Raw genomic sequence first — 20242 nt, 5'->3', positions numbered from 1 at the left:
CGCCGCGTTATTTGGGATAGAGCGGCGGCAGGCTGCCGTTCTCGGCGGCGCTCGGCTGCGCCTGCTCGGCTGCGGGAATGGTGCCGATCGCCCGCCACAGTTCATCGCCCTGCCAGTATTGCCCGCTCTCGCTGTACAGCGCGCCGTTGAGCCCGTCCAGCGCATCCGACAGCGGCACGAAGCGCGCCGCCATCTCGGCCAGGGTCTCGGGCTGCTGGCGGGCCCAGGCATCCAGCGCCTGGCGGGTGGCCTGCGGGTCGTTGGCCTGACAGGCACGCTTGAGGTCGTCGAGCAGGGTGCGCGGGCTCGGCCCGCTCTGCGCCGCACGCATTACCGCCGGCTGCGAGCGTGCGCGCCACCACAGGGCGAAGCCGAGCAGGGTGGTCAGGGCCAGCAGCAGCGTGCTCAGTTGCCACGGCCATAGCGGCCGGTTCTCGAGGTTGACGACGCTGGCCGGGGTGTCTGCCGTGAGGGCGGGGTTGTCTTCGATCTTCAACCCGCGCGCCGGCAGGCTGGTGCGCTCCACGTGCTGTTCGCGGGTGTTCCACCACACCACCTCGAGGCTCGGCAGTTCCAGTGCGCCACTGTGGGTCGGCACCAGCGCCTCGCGTTCCTCGCGCAGGCCTACCAGCCCGCGTTCGCTGACCTCTTCACGCAGTTGCGGCTGATCCGGGTAACGGCGCAGGCCGTTGACTTCGGTGGCGGGCAGCGGTGGCAGTTGCGCACTGGACAGCCCGTCGGCGCTGAGGATCACGCTGCGCGTCAGCGAGTCGCCGATCTGGGTCGGGGTCTGCGCCGGGTCCGGGCTCCAGCGTTCCTCAAGGCTCAGGCTGCGTGCCGGCAGCCACGGCTGGTCGGCGGGGTACTCGGCCGGTATCGGCAGCACCTGCAAGGGCAGCGGCGTGGAACTGACCCGTACCTGCTTGCCACGTGCCGCGCCGCTGTCGCCCTGGGCCGGCTCGTCGGCGCTGGTGGCGCTGAAGGTCAGGGCGGGTATGCTCAGTGCGCCGCTTTGCTGGGGGAAGATCGCGTAGCGCATCTCGATCACGCCAAAGCGCACGCCGTTGATCAGTTTTTCATAGGTGCGCGACTCGCCCAGCGGTTCGACCCGGGCATTGGCGATCACCAGCGGGCTGAGGCTGCTGTCATCGTAAAGCGACACCGAGTGGTAGATGCGCAGGGTCAGTACGGCCTGGGCCTGCACGTACACGCTGTCTGCGTCCAGGCTGGCATCGATGCTCACCGGCGCCTGGCTGATGTCGCTGGCCGCCTCGGCCGGCAGTACCTGCAACGTCACCGGCTGGCTCTGCGCCTCGCCCAGGTGCAGCACCGGCACCTGGACCGTGCCGCTCTGGCGCGGGCGCAGGGTGATGATCCAGCGGGTATTGGCCTGGGTCTGGCCGTCGAGGCTCTTGAGGCTGTTGACCTGGCGCGTGTCGCGCACTTCGAAGTCGGCCTGCAGCGGGGTCAGGTCGGGCTTGCCGAACTGGGTCACGTCTTCGATTTCCAGGGTCAGCTCCAGGGTTTCGCCCGCGATCAGGCGGCTGCGGTCGACGCTGGCGAGCAGCGTCGCCGCCTGCACCTGCAGGGCGAACAAGAAGCTGAAAACCAGGGCGCAGACGCGGATCATTTGGGGCTTTCCTGATGCAGTTGCTGTTCGTACCAGAACTTGCGGCGCAACAGCTCGGACGGGTTGTCCGGGATCTGGCGCAGCCATTGTTCCAGGGCCTGGCGCTGCTCGGCATCCAGGCTGCTGTCGACGGGGCGCTGCGGTGGCCGGGTGGTGTCTTCGTCCGGCGGCTCGCTGGCGTTGTGCGCGTGCTCTGGCGCGGTGGCGGTGTCTTCGCCGGCGCCGGCCTTGGCATCGCCCTGGCTGCTGTCGCTGCTGTTCGATTGCTGGCCGTTGCTGGCCGAATCGGTCGGCAGGTCGGGCCGGCCCTGAGGCGGGTCTTCGGTGGCCGGCGGTTGCTGGGGCTGTTCGGGCTGGCGGCGCAGCAGTTGCTCGACCAGATCCTTGTTGGCCTGGGCCGCTTCCAGCTCGGGCTCCAGCTCCAGGGCCTGCTCCCAGGCATCCACGGCCGCCTCCAGTTCGCCGCTGCGGGCCAGGGCATTGCCGCGATTGTAATGGGCGCTGGCGCTGCTGGCCCGTGCGAATTCACGGGCGGCGCCAGCATAGTCGCCAGCCTGGTACAGCGCCATGCCTTTCCATTGAGGGTCTTCGAAGTGGCGGGCGGCCTCGGCCGGACGCTGCTGTTCGAGCAGGCGCTGGCCCTGCTGGTCGGGACGCAGCCACAGGTCGTTGAAGGTGAAGGCGTAGCTCGGTTGCGGCAGCAGGCCGAGCAGCAGCGGCAGGCAGAACAGCCAGCCACGCCGGCCAGCGCACGCGGCCAGCAGCAGTAGCGGGATCAGCAGCCAGTAGCCCTGGTCGGCCCAGCTGTCCAGTTGCAGGGTCTGGCCGTCGGCGCGCAGCGCCTGGGGATTGTCGAACAGGCCCAGGCCGCGCAGGTCGAGGTCGTCGATGCGCGCCTTGCGGTAACGCCCGCCGGTACTGTTGATGAAGGCCTTGAGCTCGGCGCTGTCCAGGCGCGGAACCAGGATTGCCCCGTCCACGTCCTTGAGGTATTCGCCGTTGGTCTGCCTGACCGGCGCGCCTTCGGGGGTGCCCACGCCCAGCATCAGCAGCTTGGGACCATGACGCCCCAGTGCCTGGGTGATGCCCTGACGTTCCTGCGGGCTGAGCGAGGAGCCGATCAGCAGCAGGCGCCCCTGGCCCAGCGCGCCCTGGGCCAGCAGTGCCAGCGCCTTGCGTACCGCCAGGTCGGCGCGCTGACCAGGTTGCGGCATGATGGCGGGGTCCAGGGCGTCGAGCAGGTTGCGGCTGGTGGCCAGGTCGTCGGACAGCGGCACCAGGGTGTGTGCGCTGCCGGCATACACGATGATCGCGGTCTGGCTGTCGCGGCGGTGTTCGAGCAGGTCGAGCAGCTTGCGCCTGGCCTGCTGCAGGCGGTTGGGCGGGGTGTCGTCGGCGAGCATCTGCGGGGTCAGTTCGAGCATGACCACCAGCGGGTCGGCGGCGCGCTGGCGGGTCTCTTCCAGGCGCTCCCAGCTGGGGCCGACCAGGGCCAGCACGGCCAGCAGCCAGGCCAGGCCCAGGGCGATCCACGGCAGCTTGCTGTCGCGGCCATTGCCGCCGCCCAGCAGCACGGCATGGAACGCCGCGGGCAGGATCATCTGCCAGCGTCCGGCGCGCTTTTGTCGGTGCCACAGCTTCCACAGCAGCCAGCCGAGCAGCGGCAGCAGCAACAGCCAGGCCGGGCGCAACCATTGGGGCCAGAGCTCGATCATCGACGCCTCCGCAGGCGCAGGCGCTTGAGGCGCTCGCGCCATTCGGGGTGCGGCTGCAGAAAGTGCGGCCGGCGCAGCAGGCGTTGCAGCAGGTTGTCGGGCCAGCGATCGCGCACCACCAGCAGTACGCTCAGGCCCAGCGCCAGGGCCAGCGGCCAGCTGTACAGGGCATGCGCGGTACGCGCCTGGGTCGGTTGCTGGGCTACCGGCTCGAGGCGGTCGAGGGTCTGGCCGATGGCGTTGAGTTCGTTGCCGTCGCGGGCGCGGAAGTAGGCGCCGTGGGTGACCTCGGCGATCTCCCTGAGCGAGGCTTCGTCCAGGTCCAGGCTCGGGTTGAGCCCGAGCATGCCGGCGGTGCCGGTTTCGTCCGGGTCGGCGCCGATGCCGATGGTGTAGATCCTGATGCTTTCCTGGGCGGCCAGGCGCGCGGCGGTCAGCGGATGGATCTGCCCGCCGTTGTTGGCGCCATCGGTCAGCAGAATCAGCACGCGGCTTTGCGCAGGGCGCATGCGCAGGCGCTTGACCGCCAGGCCGATGGCATCGCCAATGGCGGTGTTCTTGCCGGCGATACCGATCTGCGCCTCGTCGAGAAAGCTGCGCACGGTTCGTCGGTCGAACGTCAGCGGGGCCTGCAGGTAGGCCTGGCTGCCGAACAGGATGAGCCCCACGCGGTCGCCTTCACGCGCTTGCAGAAAGTCGCCCATCAGTTGCTTGACCAGGGTCAGGCGGCTGACGTCCTCGTCGTCCCAGCGCATGTCGGGGAAGTCCATCGAGCCGGATACATCCACCGCCACCAGCAGGTCGCGCCCACTGGCGGCCACCGGCAGCGGCTCGCCCAGCCATTGTGGGCGCGCGGCGGCGCACAGCAACAGCAGCCACACCAGCACGAACGGCGCCTGCTGGCGCCAGGTCGGCAGGTTGAGCCGCGCGCGACGCCCGGCCAGGCCTTCGAGTTCGTCCAGAAAGCTCACCTTGAGCACCGGTTCGCCGCTGTCGGCGGCCGGCAGCAGCAGACGGGCCAGCCACGGCAGCGGCAACAGCGCGAAGACCCACGGCCAGGCCAGTTCAAACATGTTTGCGAATCCAGGTGTCGACCGCCTGGTTGAGCCCGGCGATGGCCTTGTCGTCAAGCCGGCACTCGGGCTTGTAGGCGCCTTCCACCAGTACCATCCAGCGGGTCAGGCCGGCGGCCGGGCAGCGGTTGTCGAGAAACGCCAACCACTTGCGCCCGTTGAGGGTGTGACTGTGGCTGTCGGGGTAGTGGTTGCGGCACAGGCGTTTGAGCAGGGCGTTGATCTGCTGCAGCCAGGCACCGGCCGGTGCGCCGTCGTAGGGCTTGGGCAGCGCCGCCAGCTCTGCCAGGGCGGCGATGCGGATCGGTTCCAGCGGTTGTTCGGCGCGTGGCAGCGGAGCCTTGCGCGGGCGCCAGTGACGCAGCCGCCACAGGCCCCAGGCGAGCACGGGCAGCAATGCCAGCAGCACCCACCAGCCCGGCGCGGGCGGCCACGCGCCGATGGGGGCGGGGGCGATCAGCGGTTGCAGTGCGTCCAGTGGGTTCATCGGCTTTTACCCGAGCGTTGCGGGTCGAGGTATTCGCGCAGTTGCTCGATCATTTCGCTCTGGGTGCTCAAGGGCATCAGCACCACGCGCAGTTTCTGGGCCAGCAGTTCCCAGCGTTCGATGCGTGCCTCGCTCTGCTGGCGATAGCTCTTGCGCAGGTTGGCATCCAGGGTATCGAGCTCCAGCTGTGCGCCGCGCTGGGCAAAGCGCAACAAGCCGGCGGCGGGCAGGGCGTGGTCGAGTGGGTCGGACACCGGCAGCAGCAGCAGGTCGCAGTGTCGCGCCAGCAGGCTCATCTGTTGCTCCACCCCGGGGGTGAGCGCGCGTTCGTCGCAGATCACGATGGCCAGGCTGCCCGGGCGCAGCACTTCGCGGGCGCGGCGCAGGGCGATGTTGAGGTTGTCGCCCTGGGGCTGGGCCTCGGTGTGCAGCGACTGGTTGACCCGCGCCAGGCGGTTGAGCAGTTGCAGCAGGCTCTGCTTGCTGCGCCGTGGCTTGATTTCATAGTGCTCGTTGTCGCCGAACACCAGGCCGCCGATGCGGTCGTTGTGGCCCAGCGCGGCCCAGCCGATCAGGGCGGCGGCCTGGGCGGCAAGTACCGACTTGAACATCAGCCCGGAGCCGAAGAACAGGCGTCGGCTCTGTTCGACCAAAATGAAGATAGGCCGCTCGCGCTCTTCGTGGAACAGCTTGGTGTGGGGTTCCTGGGTGCGGGCGGTGACTCGCCAGTCGATGTTGCGCACATCGTCGCCGGCCTGGTAAACGCGCACCTGGTCGAAGTCCACGCCGCGCCCGCGCAGGCGCGAGTGATGCAGGCCCACCAGCGGGCTGCGTTGCCCGGGGGCGGAGAACAGCTGCACCTCGCGCACGCGATGACGCATCTCGATCAGCTCGGAAAGGCCGATGCGGATGCCGGGCTCGGCCTGCGCTGAAAGAGGCATGGCTTCAGGCCACGGCGACGACGTCGAGGATGCGCTGGATCACCCGGTCCTGGTCGATACCGGCCGCTTCGGCCTCGAACGAAAGAATGATGCGGTGGCGCAGCACGTCGAACAGCACCGCCTGGATGTCTTCGGGGCTCACGAAGTCGCGTCCGGCCAGCCAGGCGTGGGCGCGTGCGCAGCGGTCCAGGGCAATGGAGCCGCGCGGGCTGGCGCCGTAGGCGATCCAGTCCCCGAGTTCGGCGTCGTACTTGGCACCGGTGCGGGTGGCCATCACCAGTTGCACCAGGTACTCCTCCACTGCGTCGGCCATGTACAGGCCGAGGATCTCCTTGCGTGCGGCGAAGATCGCCTGCTGGCTGACCCGGCGTTCGGGCTTGGTTTCGCCGTTGAGCGCCTCGCCGCGCGCCTGCTGCAGAATGCGCCGCTCCACGGCGGCATCGGGAAAGCCGATTTTCACGTGCATCAGGAAACGGTCGAGCTGGGCTTCGGGCAGCGGGTAGGTGCCTTCCTGCTCGATGGGGTTCTGCGTGGCCATCACCAGGAACAGGGGCGACAGCTCGTAGGTGCTGCGCCCCACGCTGACCTGGCGCTCGGCCATGGCCTCGAGCAGGGCCGACTGGACCTTGGCCGGGGCGCGGTTGATTTCGTCGGCCAGCACCAGGTTGTGGAAGATCGGACCCTGCTGGAACACGAAGCTGCCGGTTTCAGGGCGATAGATTTCGGTGCCGGTGATGTCGGCGGGCAGCAGGTCGGGGGTGAACTGGATGCGGTGGAACTGCGCCTCGACGCCTTCGGCGAGTTCCTTGATGGCCTTGGTCTTGGCCAGGCCCGGCGCACCCTCCACCAGCATATGACCATCGGCGAGCAGCACGATGAGCAGGCGCTCGACCAGTTTTTCCTGGCCAAGAATCTGGGTGGAGAGAAAGGTGCGCAGCGCGATGAGCGCTTCACGATGTTCCATCGGGACGGTTCCTGGGCGTGCGCCCGGGGGGAGGGCAACAACGCCCGGGCAGGGGCTGATACTTTAATCCATCCGGGGGTGCGGCGACTAATGGTGGGTGGGTAAATTTGAGCGCAGATCACAAATCATCGGTGCCGCCATCGCGGGTCAAGCCCGCTCCCACAAGGTCGGCGCTGTTCTTGTGGGAGCGGGCTTGACCCGCGATGATTAGCCAGGCGAGTCAGTTCTTGAAGCTGGAGTGCTTGCGCCCCTGGTCACACAGGGCGAACACCACCACGAACACTGCGGCAATCGCCAGGATCGCCACCACGCCGTCGGTCGAATGGGTCGGCGAGCTGGCCACCAGTGCCAGGCCGCCCAGTGGCGCCAGGCCACCGGCCACCGCGGTGCCGATCTCGCGCCCGGTGCCAAAGCCCGATGAGCGCGTGGCCGTGGGGAACTGGCGGCTGAGGAACGAACCCTGCGGGGCGAACATCATCGGCGCCAGCAGGCCGGTACCAATGGCGATGGCGATGTAGATCATCAGCGGCTCGGCGGTGTTGAGCAGGGCCATGAACGGGTACGCGAACAGTACCGAGAACAGACCGCCCATGATCAGCACGGCCTTGCTGCTCCATTTGTCGCACAACCAGCCGAAGCATGGCACCGCCACGATCGCCACCAGGCTGGCAATGGTCACCGACAGCGAGGTCACGTGGGCCTCCACACCCTTGAACTGGGTCAGGTAGGCCAGCGAGAAGGTCTTGAAGATGTAGCTCAGGGCGTTGTAGCCGATGGCCACGAAGAACACCACGGCCAGGCCCTTGAGGTCGTTCTTGAACAGCGCCTTGAGCGGCGACACCTTGGCTTTTTTCGGCGCCTGCTCGAGTTCGGCGAACTGCGGGGTTTCCGGAATGCTGCGGCGTACCCAGAAGCCCACGCCCACCAGCACGATGCTGCAGATGAACGGGATGCGCCAGCCGCCCGAGAGCAGGAAGTCGTTGCCGTTCATGGTCAGCAGGTACACGGTCAGCGACGACAGCAGCAGGCCCAGGTTGAGCCCCAGCGCAGGCCAGGCACCCTGACTGCCGCGCTTGCCTTCGCTGGCATGTTCGTAGCTGGTCACGGCCGCGGCGGACAGCTCGGCGCCCGCGCCCAGGCCCTGGATGATGCGCACCAGCACCAGGATGATCGGCGCCCAGATGCCAATGCTGGCGTAGCTGGGGATCAGGCCGATCAGGGTGGTGCACAGGCCCATCATGCAGAAGGTCACCACCAGTACCTGCTTGCGCCCGAAGCGGTCGCCCAGGTAGCCGAACAGCACGCCGCCGAACGGGCGGGCGATAAAGCCGATGGCAAAGGTGGAGAAGGCCAGCAGCGAGGCAACCTGAGGGTTGCTGGCGTCGAAGAAGATCTTCGAGAACACGATGGCCGCCATGGTGGCGTACAGGTAGAAGTCGTACCACTCCAGCATCGAGCCGAAGATGGTGGCCGCCGCGACCTTGCGCAGGCGCTTCCTGTTCTGTTCCGGGGTTTCGGTTGCGGTGGTGACCGCTTCATGTACCGACATCGAGAGATTCCTTGTTGGTCTTTGTAGTTATTTTCAAGCGGGCGGCGGGCGCCCGTGCAGCAATGCGGATCAGCGTGGTGTGAGCAGGCGGTCGGCGATCATTTCGCCGATCGGGATGGCCGAGGTGGCTGCCGGCGACGGTGCGTTGCACACGTGGACCATGCGCGGGGTCTCGGCGAACAGGAAGTCGTGCACCAGGGTGCCGTCACGCATCACCGCCTGGGCGCGGATGCCCGCCTCGTAGGGCAGCAGGTCGTCGACTTCGAGCGAAGGGCAGTATTTGCGGCACTGTTCCAGGTAGCCGCGCTTGAACAGCGAGTTCTTCATCTCGGTGGTGCCCGAGCCGAGGTTGTTCCACAGGGTTTTCCAGAACCCGGGGAAGCGGGCGTACTGCGCCACGTCGCGCCAGTTGATCGAGAACTTGCCGTAGTTCTCGCGGCCCAGGCCCAGCACCGCATTCGGCCCGACAGTGACGCTGCCGTCGATCATGCGGGTGAGGTGCACGCCCAGAAACGGCAGCTCCGGGTCGGGGATCGGGTAGATCAGGTGATTGACGATCTGGTTCTTGGTGGCTGGCAGGCGGAAGTATTCGCCGCGAAACGGGATGATCTGGTGGTCGATCCTGACCCCGGCCAGCGCCGCCAGGCGGTCCGACTGCAGGCCGGCGCAGGCGACCAGCTGCCTGGCGCGCCATACGCGGTCTTCGCTGCTGATGGTGACGCTGTCGCCGCTTTCGGCGATCGCCGCCACGCGGGTGTCCAGGCAGATCTCGCCGCCGGCGGCCTGGATGACCTTGGCCATGGCCTGGCACACCTGCTTGTAGTCGACGATGCCGGTGGCATCGAGGAACAGCCCGCCCAGGCCGACGATGTTCGGCTCACGACGGCGCAGTTCGGCGGCATCCAGGCGCTCGACCTTCAGCCCGTTCTGCTGCGAGCGCTCGTACAGCGCCTGCATGCGTTGCACCTCGAGCGGGTTGGACGCCACCAGCAGCTTGCCGCACACCTCGTACTTGATGGCGTGGGTGTCGCAGAAGTCTTTGGTGGCCTGGGCGCCGCGCTTGCACAGGTCGGCCTTGAGGCTGCCGGGTGCGTAGTAGATGCCGGCGTGGATGACCCCGCTGTTATGGCCGGTCTGGTGCCGGGCCAGTGTGGTTTCCTTCTCCAGGATGACCAGCGAGGCGCCAGGCTGGCGCTTGAGCAGCGCCATGGCGGTGGCGAGGCCGACGATGCCGCCGCCGATGATGCAGTAGTCGTAAATCATGCAGGGGTCACCTTGGTATTCTTATCTGGTTATCAGGTTGTCAGACTAAGTAGTGCGAAGAAAAGGGCGCTGACCCGCAGCGCCCGTCACGTGATGTTCATTCCATGGCTGGCAGGTCCAGCTTCAGGCGCTTGGCCGAGGCCCGCAGGTGCGCTTCGGCGCAGGCCGCGGCGCGCTGGCGGTCACCGTCGGCAATCGCCTGGTACAGCGCCTGGTGTTCGCGATTGGCGTCGGCCGAGCCGCCCACCGAATGCGCCGCCGAGTTCTCCCACGCGGTCTTGCGCGCGGCAGCCAGCTGGCCGCGCAGAAAGTCATGGAAGGCGACGAAGTAGTCGTTCTTGCTGGCTTCGGCAATTGCGCGGTGAAACTCCACGTCGGCAGCCGCCGCCACGTCGAACTGGCTGCGCTTGTCGATCATTTCCTGCAGGGCCTTGGCCATGCGCGCCAGGTCTGCCTGGTCGCGGCGCTGGGCGGCAATCGAAGCGGCCTGGGTTTCGATCCACAGGCGCACTTCGAACATCTGCACCAGGTCGGCACTGCGCCCGTTGTTGCTGGGGAAGCGGAACACCGTGCCGGTCGGATTCTGCGAAATGTACGAGCCCAGCCCGCGCCGGGCGATCAGTACGCCATCGGCCTTGAGCTGGGAGATCGCCTCGCGCACCACCGAGCGGCTGACATTCAGCTGTTCGGCCAGTTGCTGCTCGGTGGGCAGGCGTGCTTCGGCGGCCAGGCGCCCCGAGTCGATCTCGGTGCGGATGGCGCTGACGACGCGTTCCACCAGGGTGTCGGGGCGTTGAAGCTCGAGCATGAAGGATAAAGCCAGTAGGTCAGGTTGTCAGACAATGCCCGTGCAGCCGCATGTTGTCAAGAATGTGCCTGGGGTTGCAGGCGATAGAACTCCCGTGCGTTACCCCACAGCACGCGCTCGACACTGGCGCTGCCCAGCGTGTGGCGGATCAGCTGGATATCGGCCGGGTCGAACGGGCGCGGTGCGCGGGTGGAGGGCAGGTCGCTGCCGAACATCAGGGCGTGGGGGTTGGCGGCATCGATGTCGCGCAGGGCCGCGGCCACGTCGAAATCGACCCGGCCAAAGCCGCAGGCCTTGATGCGCACACCTGCCTCGGCCAGTTGCAGCAGCGCCGGCAGGCCTTCGCGGCGCAGGCCCAGGTGGTCGATGCTCACCGCCGGCAAGCGGCGCAGCAGCGGGGCCAGCTCGCCCAGCTCGCGCGAATCGACGTACAGCTCGACGTGCCAGCCGGCCAGCTCGAACACGCGCAGGGCCATGGCTTCGAGCTGATCGGCCGGCGCCGAGCCGCCGCGCTTGAGGTTGAAGCGCAGCGCACGCACGCCGGCGGCATCCAGCGCGAGCAGCTCGGCATCGCTGATGCCGGCCGGCACCTGTGTCACCCCCACGTAGCCTGGGCCCAGCTGTTTCAAGGCGGCCAGCAGGTAGCCCTGGTCGAAGGCCTGGAACGAGCCCGACACCACCGCGCCGCCGCAGATGCCCAGCGGCGTGACGGCCGCCAGGTAGTCTTCGGTGGTGAAGGCCTCGGGCAGGTAGCCGTTGTTGGGCACCAGCGCGAAGCGCGGGTCGATGATGTGGCAGTGGGCGTCGAAGATCGGCTGGGGCATGGGGGCTCCTTGACGGGGTTACAGCTCGCTGACGTAGGTGCCGGTGCCCTTGAGGATGTTCTGCAGGGTCTGCTCGACTTCGGCGAGGTCGGTGCCGTCGCTGCTGAGGGTGATTTCCAGATGATCGGCGCCGTTGAACACGTCGGCGTCTCCCGGTGCCACTTCGATCAGCAGGCGCCTGGCACTGAGGGTGACCTTGATGCCGTCCAGTGTGCTCGGTTCGTCATCCAGGGTGATGTCCACCGTGTCTTCGTCCGGGTAGCGGGTCATGAGGAACATCTGGCCCTTGTCGCTGTGGCAGCACAGGGTGGCCATGTTGTCTTCTTCATCATCGCAGGGGGTGGCGAAGAGCAGGGGGGTGGTCAGTTGCATGGACGGCTCGGTGGTCAAGAAGTGAAACGCGAGTGTGCCAGTCTTCGGTCAATGGATAAATCGCCGCCTGCCGCTGATTGACCGAATATGTCGCAGCATCGCAAGCAGGGGTGACCGGCCAGTCGTTAAGCTGCCCTGTCGATGGACAACCCGACGACACCCAGCGTGTGGTTGGCTATGGTTGATCCGAGCATGACGGCATGTGCGCGACGCTTCACTCAATAACAAGCCCAAGCGGAGTACCACAGATGGCGTTTTTCACCGCAGCCAGCAAAGCCGACTTCCAGCATCAACTGCAGGCGGCCCTGGCGCAGCACATCGGGGAACAGGCACTGCCACAAGTGGCGCTGTTTGCCGAGCAGTTCTTTGGCATCATCTCTCTTGACGAATTGACCCAGCGTCGCCTCTCCGACCTGGCCGGCTGCACCCTCTCGGCCTGGCGCATCATCGAACGCTTCGACCACACCGAACCCCAGGTTCGGGTCTACAACCCCGATTACGAACGCCACGGCTGGCAGTCCACCCACACGGCCGTGGAAGTGCTGCACCATGACCTGCCGTTTCTGGTCGACTCGGTGCGTACCGAGCTCAACCGCCGCGGCTACAGCATCCATACCCTGCAGACCACCGTGCTCAGCGTGCGTCGCGGGGCCAAGGGCGAGCTGCTGGAGATTCTGCCCAAGGGCACCCAGGGTGAGGGCATCCTGCAGGAATCGCTGATGTACCTGGAGATCGACCGCTGCGCCAATGCCGCCGAGCTCAACCTGCTGGCCCGCGAGTTGGAGCAGGTGCTGGCCGAAGTGCGCGTGGTGGTGGCCGATTTCGAGCCGATGAAGGCCAAGGTGCGCGAGCTGCTCGAGCTGATCGACCACACGGCCTACGCCCCGGCCGCTGCCGAGAAGGACGAGGTCAAGAGCTTCCTGCAATGGCTGGTGAGCAACCATTTCACCTTCCTGGGCTACGAAGAGTTCGTGGTCAAGGCCGACGCCCAGGGCGGCCAGCTGGAGTATGACGAGCAGTCCTTCCTCGGCCTGACCCGCCGCCTGCGCAGCGGCCTCAGCGCCGACGACCTGCGCATCGAAGACTACGCCGTCAATTACCTCAACGAGCCGCTGCTGCTGTCGTTCGCCAAGGCCGCGCACCCCAGCCGCGTGCACCGCCCGGCCTACCCGGACTACGTGTCGATCCGCCAGCTGGACGCCGACGGCAAGGTGATCAAGGAATGCCGCTTCATGGGCCTGTACACCTCGTCGGTGTATGGCGAAAGTGTGCGGGTGATCCCGTACATTCGCGGCAAGGTCGCCGAAGTGGAGCGCCGTTCGGGCTTCGACGCCAAAGCCCACCTGGGCAAGGAGCTGGCCCAGGTACTCGAGGTGCTGCCGCGCGACGACCTGTTCCAGACCCCGGTGGATGAGCTGTTCAGCACCGTGATGTCGATCGTGCAGATCCAGGAGCGCAACAAGATTCGCGTGTTCCTGCGCAAGGACCCCTACGGGCGCTTCTGCTACTGCCTGGCCTATGTGCCGCGCGACATCTATTCCACCGAGGTGCGCCAGAAGATCCAGCAGGTGCTGATGGAGCGCCTGAAGGCCAGCGACTGCGAGTTCTGGACCTTCTTCTCCGAGTCGGTGCTGGCCCGCGTGCAACTGATTCTGCGGGTCGATCCGAAAAACCGCATCGACATCGACCCCCAGCAGCTGGAAAACGAAGTGGTGCAGGCCTGCCGTTCGTGGCAGGACGACTATGCCAGCCTGACCGTCGAGAGCTTCGGCGAGGCCCAGGGCACCAATGTGCTGGCCGACTTCCCCAAAGGCTTCCCGGCCGGCTACCGCGAGCGCTTTGCCGCGCATTCGGCGGTGGTGGACATGCAGCACCTGCTGACCCTGTCCGACAGCAAGCCGCTGGTGATGAGCTTCTACCAGCCGCTGACCCAGGCCGGTAAACAGCAGCTGCACTGCAAGCTGTACCACGCCGACACCCCGCTGGCGCTGTCGGACGTGCTGCCGATCCTGGAAAACCTGGGCCTGCGCGTACTGGGCGAGTTCCCGTACCGCCTTCGCCACAGCAATGGCCGCGAGTTCTGGATTCATGACTTTGCCTTCACCTACAGCGAAGGCCTGAACCTGGATATCCAGCAGCTCAACGACACCCTGCAGGATGCCTTCGTGCACATCGTCAACGGCGACGCCGAAAACGATGCGTTCAACCGTCTGGTGCTGACCGCCGGCCTGCCGTGGCGCGACGTGGCGCTGCTGCGCGCCTATGCCCGCTACCTCAAGCAGATTCGCCTGGGCTTCGACCTGGGCTACATCGCCAGCACCCTGAACAACCATACCGACATCGCCCGCGAGCTGACCCGGCTGTTCAAGACCCGCTTCTACCTGGCGCGCAAGCTGGCCGGGGATGACCTGGACGACAAGCAGCAACGCCTGGAACAGGCGATCCTGACCGCGCTGGACGATGTGCAGGTGCTCAACGAAGACCGCATCCTGCGTCGCTACCTGGACCTGATCAAGGCCACCCTGCGCACCAACTTCTACCAGACCGACGCCAATGGCCAGGCCAAGTCGTACTTCAGCTTCAAGTTCAACCCAAGGCTGATTCCCGAGCTGCCCAAACCGGTGCCCAAGTTCGAGATATTCGTGTATTCGCCGCGGGTCGAGGGCGTGCACCTGCGCTTTGGCAACGTGGCACGTGGCGGGCTGCGCTGGTCGGACCGCGAAGAGGACTTCCGTACCGAAGTGCTGGGCCTGGTGAAGGCGCAGCAGGTGAAGAACTCGGTGATCGTGCCGGTGGGTGCCAAGGGTGGCTTCCTGCCGCGCCGCCTGCCGCTGGGCGGCAGCCGCGACGATATCCAGGCCGAAGGCATCGCCTGCTACCGCATCTTCATTTCCGGCCTGCTGGACATTACCGACAACCTCAAGGACGGCGTGCTGGTGCCGCCGGTCAACGTGGTGCGTCACGACGATGACGACCCGTACCTGGTGGTGGCGGCCGACAAGGGCACCGCGACCTTCTCGGACATCGCCAACGGCATCGCCATCGACTACGGCTTCTGGCTGGGCGACGCCTTTGCCTCGGGCGGTTCGGCCGGCTACGACCACAAGAAGATGGGGATTACCGCCCGTGGCGCGTGGGTTGGCGTGCAGCGCCATTTCCGCGAGCGTGGCATCAACGTGCAGCAGGACCCGATCACCGTGGTCGGTGTGGGCGACATGGCCGGCGACGTGTTCGGCAACGGCCTGCTGATGTCCGACAAGCTGCAACTGGTGGCTGCCTTCAACCACCTGCATATCTTCATCGACCCGAACCCGGAGCCTGCCAGCAGCTTTGCCGAGCGCAAGCGCCTGTTCGACCTGCCGCGGTCGGCCTGGAGCGACTACGACACCAGCATCATGTCCGAAGGTGGCGGGATCTTCTCGCGCAGTGCCAAGAGCATCGCCATCAGCCCGCAGATGAAGGAACGCTTTGCCATCGAGGCCGACAAGCTGACCCCGACCGAGCTGCTCAATGCGCTGCTCAAGGCGCCGGTCGACCTGCTGTGGAACGGCGGCATCGGCACCTACGTCAAGTCCAGCGAAGAGAGCCACGCCGATGTGGGCGACAAGGCCAACGACGCGTTGCGCGTGGACGGCAACGAGCTGCGCTGCAAGGTGGTGGGCGAGGGCGGCAACCTGGGCATGACCCAGCTGGGTCGGGTCGAGTTCGGCCTCAACGGCGGCGCGACCAACACCGACTTCATCGACAACGCCGGTGGCGTGGACTGCTCCGACCACGAGGTCAACATCAAGATCCTGCTCAACGAGGTGGTGCAGGCCGGTGACATGACCGAGAAGCAGCGCAACCAGTTGCTGGGCAGCATGACCGACGAAGTGTCTGCGCTGGTGCTGGGCAACAACTACAAGCAGACCCAGGCACTGTCGCTGGCGGCGCGCCGGGCGCGTGAGCGGATTTCCGAGTACAAGCGCCTGATGGCCGACCTGGAAAGTCGCGGCAAGCTGGACCGGGCCATCGAGTTCCTGCCTACCGAAGAGCAACTGGCCGAGCGCATTGCGGCCAACCAGGGCCTGACCCGGGCCGAGCTGTCGGTGCTGATCTCGTACAGCAAGATCGACCTCAAGGAAGCCCTGCTGCAGTCGCTGGTGCCGGATGACGACTACCTGACCCGCGACATGGAGACGGCCTTCCCGCCGTCGCTGGTGAACAAGTTCGCCGAGGCCATGCGTCGCCATCGCCTCAAGCGCGAGATCGTCAGCACCCAGATCGCCAACGACCTGGTCAACAACATGGGCATCACCTTCGTGCAGCGGCTCAAGGAGTCCACGGGCATGAGCCCGGCGAATGTGGCCGGTGCCTACGTGATCGTGCGCGACATCTTCCACCTGCCGCACTGGTTCCGCCAGATCGAGGCACTGGACTACCTGGTGCCCGCCGAAGTGCAGCTGACGCTGATGGACGAGCTGATGCGCCTGGGCCGCCGGGCCACGCGCTGGTTCCTGCGCAGCCGTCGCAACGAGCAGGATGCCGGGCGTGACGTGGCCCACTTCGGGCCCAAGATCGCGGCGCTGGGGCTCAAGCTGGACGAACTGCTGGAGGGGCCGACCCGCGAGCGCTGGATGACCCGCTACCAGGGCTTCGTCGAAGCCGGCGTGCCGGAGCTGCTGGCGCGCATGGTGGCCGGAACCACGCACCTGTACACCCTGTTGCCGATCATCGAGGCTTCCGATGTGACCGGCCAGGACCCGGCCGAGGTGGCCAAGGCGTTCTTCGCCGTGGGCAGCGCGCTGGACCTGACCTGGTACCTGCAGGAAATCAGCAATCTGCCGGTGGAGAACAACTGGCAGGCACTGGCACGTGAAGCGTTTCGCGATGACATCGACCTGCAGCAGCGCGCCATCACCATCTCCGTGTTGCAGATGGTCGATGCGCCTGCCGACATGGATGCGCGGGTAGCCTTGTGGCTGGCGCAGCATGCGGTGATGGTGGAGCGCTGGCGCGCGATGCTCGATGAGCTGCGTGCGGCCACCGGCACCGATTACGCCATGTACGCGGTGGCCAACCGCGAGCTGGTTGACCTGGCGCTGAGCGGGCAGTCGGCGGCGGTGCCGTCGTGAGTGTGTAGCAGGTAAAAAGAAGCCCCGGCCTGTGCCGGGGCTTTCTTTTGGCGGGGTGGGCCGTTGCGCCGGCAAGGCCGGCCGGGCGGCTTACTTGAAGCGCCGCTCCACGCCTTTCTCCACCAGGATCTTGGCGGATATCTCTTCCACCGAAAAATGCGTGGAGTTGATGTTGGGAATGTTCTCGCGCCGGAACAGGTTCTCCACTTCGCGCACCTCGAACTCGCACTGGGCAAAGCTGGCGTAGCGGCTGTTGGGCTTGCGCTCGTGGCGAATGGCAGTGAGGCGGTCGGGGTCGATGGTCAGGCCGAACAGCTTGTGCTGGTGGTTCTTCAAGGCCGGTGGCAGCTGCAGGCGCTCCATGTCGTCTTCGGTCAGCGGGTAGTTGGCTGCGCGAATGCCGAACTGCATGGCCATGTACAGGCAGGTGGGGGTCTTGCCGCAGCGCGATACGCCCACCAGGATCAGGTCGGCCTTGTCGTAGTAGTGGGTGCGCGCACCGTCGTCGTTGTCCAGGGCGAAGTTCACCGCCTCGATGCGCTCCATGTAGTTGGAGTTGCCGCCGATCGAGTGCGATTTGCCCACCGAATACGACGAATGGGCGGTCAGTTCCTGTTCCAGCGGCGCCAGGAAGGTCGAGAAGATGTCGATCATGAAGCCGTTGGAGGTGGCCAGGATCTCGCGGATATCCTGGTTGACGATGGTATCGAAGATGATCGGGCGCACGCCGTCGCGTTCTGCGGCGGTATTGATTTGCTGTACCATGGTGCGCGCTTTGTCCACGGTGTCGATGTACGGTCGCGTGAACTTGTTGAACCCGATGCTCTCGAATTGTGCCAACAAGCTTTGTCCCAGCGTTTCGGCAGTGATGCCGGTGCCGTCGGAAATAAAGAAAGCAGATCGTTTCATTTGCGCCTTGGGCCTTAAGCTGGTGACGATTCTTGGATATGATACGTTCGGTTTGCCGAACATCCCTGGTCGGCATTCTCACTTATTTTCCAGGTCCAGGCCACAAACGCCCGGTACGGTCACAGCGAACTGACCGGCGTCATGAGCTTTTCCAACACAGTTAGTGGAGAGATCACCTTGGTAGAGTACGTAGTTTCCCTCGATAAGCTCGGCGTCCATGATGTAGAGCATGTGGGGGGCAAGAACGCATCCCTCGGAGAGATGATCAGTAATCTCGCGGGCGCCGGTGTATCGGTCCCCGGCGGCTTTGCCACTACGGCTCAGGCGTATCGTGACTTTCTCGAGCAGAGCGGCCTGAACGCCCAGATCCATGCCGCCCTCGACGCGCTGGATGTGGATGACGTCAATGCCCTGGCCCGCACCGGCGCACAGATCCGCCAGTGGATCATGGAAGCCGAATTCCCCGAGCGGTTGAACACCGAAATCCGTACCGCCTTCGCCGAAATGTCCCAGGGCAACCCGAACATGGCTGTCGCCGTGCGTTCCTCGGCCACTGCCGAAGACCTGCCGGACGCCTCGTTTGCCGGGCAGCAGGAAACCTTCCTGAACATCCGCGGCGTGGACAACGTGATCCGCGCGGCCAAGGAAGTGTTCGCCTCGCTGTTCAACGACCGCGCCATTTCCTACCGCGTGCACCAGGGCTTCGACCACAAGCTGGTGGCCCTGTCGGCCGGCGTGCAGCGCATGGTGCGTTCCGAAACCGGCACCGCCGGCGTGATGTTCACCCTGGACACCGAGTCGGGTTTCCGTGACGTGGTGTTCATCACCGGCGCCTACGGCCTGGGCGAAACCGTCGTGCAGGGCGCAGTCAACCCCGACGAATTCTACGTGCACAAGGGCACCCTGCAAGCCGGGCGCCCGGCCATCCTGCGCCGCAACCTGGGCAGCAAGGCCATCAAGATGATCTACGGCGACGAGGCCAAGGCCGGTCGTTCGGTCAAGACCGTCGATGTCGACAAGGCCGACCGCACCCGTTTCTGCCTGAGCGACGAAGAGGTCAGCGAGCTGGCCAAGCAGGCCATGATCATCGAGCAGCACTACAAGTGCCCGATGGACATCGAGTGGGCCAAGGACGGTGACGACGGCAAGCTGTACATCGTGCAGGCGCGCCCTGAAACCGTGAAGAGCCGCGCCCAGGCCAACGTCATGGAGCGCTACCTGCTCAAGGAAACCGGCACCGTGCTGGTGGAAGGCCGTGCCATCGGCCAGCGCATCGGCGCCGGCAAGGTGCGGATCATCAAGGACGTGTCGGAGATGGACAAGGTCCAGCCCGGCGACGTGCTGGTGTCCGACATGACCGACCCGGACTGGGAACCGGTGATGAAGCGCGCCAGCGCCATCGTCACCAACCGTGGCGGGCGTACCTGCCACGCCGCGATCATTGCCCGTGAACTGGGCATTCCGGCGGTGGTCGGGTGCGGCAACGCCACCCAGCTGCTCAAGGATGGCCAGGGCGTGACCGTGTCGTGCGCCGAAGGCGATACCGGCTTCATCTTCGAAGGCGAGCTGGGCTTCGACATTCGCCAGAACTCGGTAGATGCCATGCCCGACCTGCCGTTCAAGATCATGATGAACGTCGGCAACCCGGATCGCGCATTCGATTTTGCCCAGCTGCCCAACGCCGGTGTCGGCCTGGCGCGCCTGGAATTCATCATCAACCGCATGATCGGCGTGCACCCCAAGGCACTGCTCAACTATGCCGGCCTGCCGGCCGAGCTCAAGGAAAGCGTCGACAAGCGCATTGCCGGCTACGGCGATCCGGTCGGTTTCTACGTCGAGAAGCTGGTCGAGGGCATCAGCACCCTGGCCGCAGCGTTCTGGCCGAAGAAGGTCATCGTGCGCCTGTCGGACTTCAAGTCCAACGAGTACGCCAACCTGATCGGCGGCAAGCTGTACGAGCCGGAAGAAGAAAACCCGATGCTGGGCTTCCGTGGCGCCTCGCGCTACATCAGCGAATCGTTCCGTGACTGCTTCGAGCTCGAGTGCCGTGCACTCAAGCGCGTGCGCGACGAAATGGGCCTGACCAACGTCGAGATCATGGTGCCGTTCGTACGGACCCTGGGCGAAGCCAGCCAGGTGGTCGACCTGCTGGCCGAGAACGGCCTGGGCCGTGGCGTCAACGGCCTGCGTGTGATCATGATGTGCGAGCTGCCCTCCAACGCGATCCTGGCCGATGAGTTCCTCGAGTACTTCGACGGGTTCTCCATCGGGTCCAACGACCTGACCCAGCTGACCCTGGGCCTGGACCGCGACTCCGGCATCATTGCGCACCTGTTCGACGAGCGTAACCCTGCGGTCAAGAAGCTGCTGGCCAACGCCATCCAGGCCTGCAACAAGGCCGGCAAGTACATCGGTATCTGCGGCCAGGGCCCGTCCGATCACCCTGACCTGGCCAAGTGGCTGATGGAGCAGGGCATCGAAAGCGTCTCGCTGAACCCTGACTCGGTGCTCGAAACCTGGTTCTTCCTGGCCGAGGGCCAGGCCCAGGCCTGATGCGCTGAAGAGGAGCGGCCGCCAGCCAGGAGGCGTCGGG

The 20242-nt window shown here is 65.9% G+C and carries 14 protein-coding genes; 2 read left to right on the top strand and 12 right to left on the bottom strand.

All coding sequences use genetic code 11. From position 1 onward, the window contains the following. Positions 1-7 precede the first annotated feature (7 nt). The 11 genes from KH389_RS18885 to KH389_RS18835 all read right to left on the bottom strand — a co-directional run bounded on the left by KH389_RS18885 (position 8) and on the right by KH389_RS18835 (position 11626). Positions 8-1630 (bottom strand): BatD family protein, encoded by a 1623-nt coding sequence (locus KH389_RS18885; RefSeq protein WP_088514246.1) that lies wholly within the window; start codon positions 1628-1630, stop codon positions 8-10. Continuing rightward, positions 1627-3345, bottom strand: coding sequence for a vWA domain-containing protein (locus tag KH389_RS18880; RefSeq protein WP_078479579.1), 1719 nt, complete (start codon positions 3343-3345; stop codon positions 1627-1629). Before KH389_RS18880 ends, KH389_RS18885 begins: the two co-directional genes overlap by 4 nt. Then, a complete protein-coding gene (locus KH389_RS18875) occupies positions 3342-4418 on the bottom strand; it encodes a vWA domain-containing protein (RefSeq protein ID WP_054916214.1) in 1077 nt (358 codons plus the stop codon). The genes KH389_RS18880 and KH389_RS18875 overlap by 4 nt, the downstream gene beginning before the upstream one ends. Next, positions 4411-4905 carry a DUF4381 domain-containing protein gene (locus KH389_RS18870; protein WP_043864624.1) on the bottom strand — a complete coding sequence of 165 codons (495 nt, stop codon included), beginning with the start codon at positions 4903-4905 and terminating at the stop codon, positions 4411-4413. The genes KH389_RS18875 and KH389_RS18870 overlap by 8 nt, the downstream gene beginning before the upstream one ends. Next, the gene (locus tag KH389_RS18865) at positions 4902-5846 is read right to left on the bottom strand and encodes a DUF58 domain-containing protein (protein WP_054916213.1); all 945 of its coding nucleotides are present in this window, start codon (positions 5844-5846) and stop codon (positions 4902-4904) included. Before KH389_RS18865 ends, KH389_RS18870 begins: the two co-directional genes overlap by 4 nt. 4 nt (positions 5847-5850) lie before the next feature. Then, positions 5851-6810 carry an AAA family ATPase gene (locus KH389_RS18860; RefSeq protein WP_043864622.1) on the bottom strand — a complete coding sequence of 320 codons (960 nt, stop codon included), beginning with the start codon at positions 6808-6810 and terminating at the stop codon, positions 5851-5853. A 220-nt stretch (positions 6811-7030) separates the two neighbouring features. Next, positions 7031-8359 (bottom strand): MFS transporter, encoded by a 1329-nt coding sequence (locus KH389_RS18855; RefSeq protein ID WP_043864621.1) that lies wholly within the window; start codon positions 8357-8359, stop codon positions 7031-7033. A gap of 69 nt (positions 8360-8428) precedes the next feature. Further along, positions 8429-9622, bottom strand: a complete 1194-nt coding sequence (lhgO, locus tag KH389_RS18850; RefSeq protein WP_054916212.1) for an L-2-hydroxyglutarate oxidase — start codon at positions 9620-9622, stop codon at positions 8429-8431. Positions 9623-9719: 97 nt separating this feature from the next. Then, positions 9720-10430 (bottom strand): FadR/GntR family transcriptional regulator, encoded by a 711-nt coding sequence (locus tag KH389_RS18845; RefSeq protein ID WP_043864619.1) that lies wholly within the window; start codon positions 10428-10430, stop codon positions 9720-9722. 56 nt (positions 10431-10486) lie between these two features. After that, a complete protein-coding gene (locus KH389_RS18840; RefSeq protein ID WP_213606021.1) occupies positions 10487-11254 on the bottom strand; it encodes an amidohydrolase family protein in 768 nt (255 codons plus the stop codon). Between the two features lie 18 nt (positions 11255-11272). Continuing rightward, positions 11273-11626 carry a hypothetical protein gene (locus KH389_RS18835; RefSeq protein WP_043864617.1) on the bottom strand — a complete coding sequence of 118 codons (354 nt, stop codon included), beginning with the start codon at positions 11624-11626 and terminating at the stop codon, positions 11273-11275. A gap of 248 nt (positions 11627-11874) precedes the next feature. On the opposite strand from KH389_RS18835, the gene KH389_RS18830 reads away from it, so the two are divergent. Then, entirely contained in the window at positions 11875-16740 is a 4866-nt protein-coding gene (locus tag KH389_RS18830; protein ID WP_116055061.1) for an NAD-glutamate dehydrogenase, read from the top strand. Positions 16741-16830: 90 nt separating this feature from the next. Here the strand turns inward: KH389_RS18830 and ppsR are convergent, their stop codons facing one another. After that, on the bottom strand, positions 16831-17649 hold the full coding sequence (gene ppsR, locus KH389_RS18825; protein WP_043864615.1) for a posphoenolpyruvate synthetase regulatory kinase/phosphorylase PpsR: 819 nt from the start codon (positions 17647-17649) through the stop codon (positions 16831-16833). Positions 17650-17826: 177 nt separating this feature from the next. Here ppsR and ppsA point away from each other — a divergent pair, with 177 nt between their 5' ends. Beyond that, positions 17827-20202 (top strand): phosphoenolpyruvate synthase, encoded by a 2376-nt coding sequence (ppsA, locus tag KH389_RS18820; protein WP_043864614.1) that lies wholly within the window; start codon positions 17827-17829, stop codon positions 20200-20202. Positions 20203-20242: the final 40 nt, after the last annotated feature.

Source organism: Pseudomonas qingdaonensis (genome assembly GCF_018398475.1).
GTDB lineage: Bacteria > Pseudomonadota > Gammaproteobacteria > Pseudomonadales > Pseudomonadaceae > Aquipseudomonas > Aquipseudomonas palmensis.
The sequence above is the reverse complement of the archived record's forward strand: the minus strand, read 5'-3'. Positions and strand labels throughout refer to the sequence as shown.

Bases quoted from the DNA above. Each gene is read 5' to 3' on its own strand.
- KH389_RS18885 (WP_088514246.1), bottom strand. From the start codon at position 1,630: ATGATCCGCGTCTGCGCCCTGGTTTTCAGCTTCTTGTTCGCCCTGCAG.
- KH389_RS18880 (WP_078479579.1), bottom strand. From the start codon at position 3,345: ATGATCGAGCTCTGGCCCCAATGGTTGCGCCCGGCCTGGCTGTTGCTG.
- KH389_RS18875 (WP_054916214.1), bottom strand. From the start codon at position 4,418: ATGTTTGAACTGGCCTGGCCGTGGGTCTTCGCGCTGTTGCCGCTGCCG.
- KH389_RS18870 (WP_043864624.1), bottom strand. From the start codon at position 4,905: ATGAACCCACTGGACGCACTGCAACCGCTGATCGCCCCCGCCCCCATC.
- KH389_RS18865 (WP_054916213.1), bottom strand. From the start codon at position 5,846: ATGCCTCTTTCAGCGCAGGCCGAGCCCGGCATCCGCATCGGCCTTTCC.
- KH389_RS18860 (WP_043864622.1), bottom strand. From the start codon at position 6,810: ATGGAACATCGTGAAGCGCTCATCGCGCTGCGCACCTTTCTCTCCACC.
- KH389_RS18855 (WP_043864621.1), bottom strand. From the start codon at position 8,359: ATGTCGGTACATGAAGCGGTCACCACCGCAACCGAAACCCCGGAACAG.
- lhgO (WP_054916212.1), bottom strand. From the start codon at position 9,622: ATGATTTACGACTACTGCATCATCGGCGGCGGCATCGTCGGCCTCGCC.
- KH389_RS18845 (WP_043864619.1), bottom strand. From the start codon at position 10,430: ATGCTCGAGCTTCAACGCCCCGACACCCTGGTGGAACGCGTCGTCAGC.
- KH389_RS18840 (WP_213606021.1), bottom strand. From the start codon at position 11,254: ATGCCCCAGCCGATCTTCGACGCCCACTGCCACATCATCGACCCGCGC.
- KH389_RS18835 (WP_043864617.1), bottom strand. From the start codon at position 11,626: ATGCAACTGACCACCCCCCTGCTCTTCGCCACCCCCTGCGATGATGAA.
- KH389_RS18830 (WP_116055061.1), top strand. From the start codon at position 11,875: ATGGCGTTTTTCACCGCAGCCAGCAAAGCCGACTTCCAGCATCAACTG.
- ppsR (WP_043864615.1), bottom strand. From the start codon at position 17,649: ATGAAACGATCTGCTTTCTTTATTTCCGACGGCACCGGCATCACTGCC.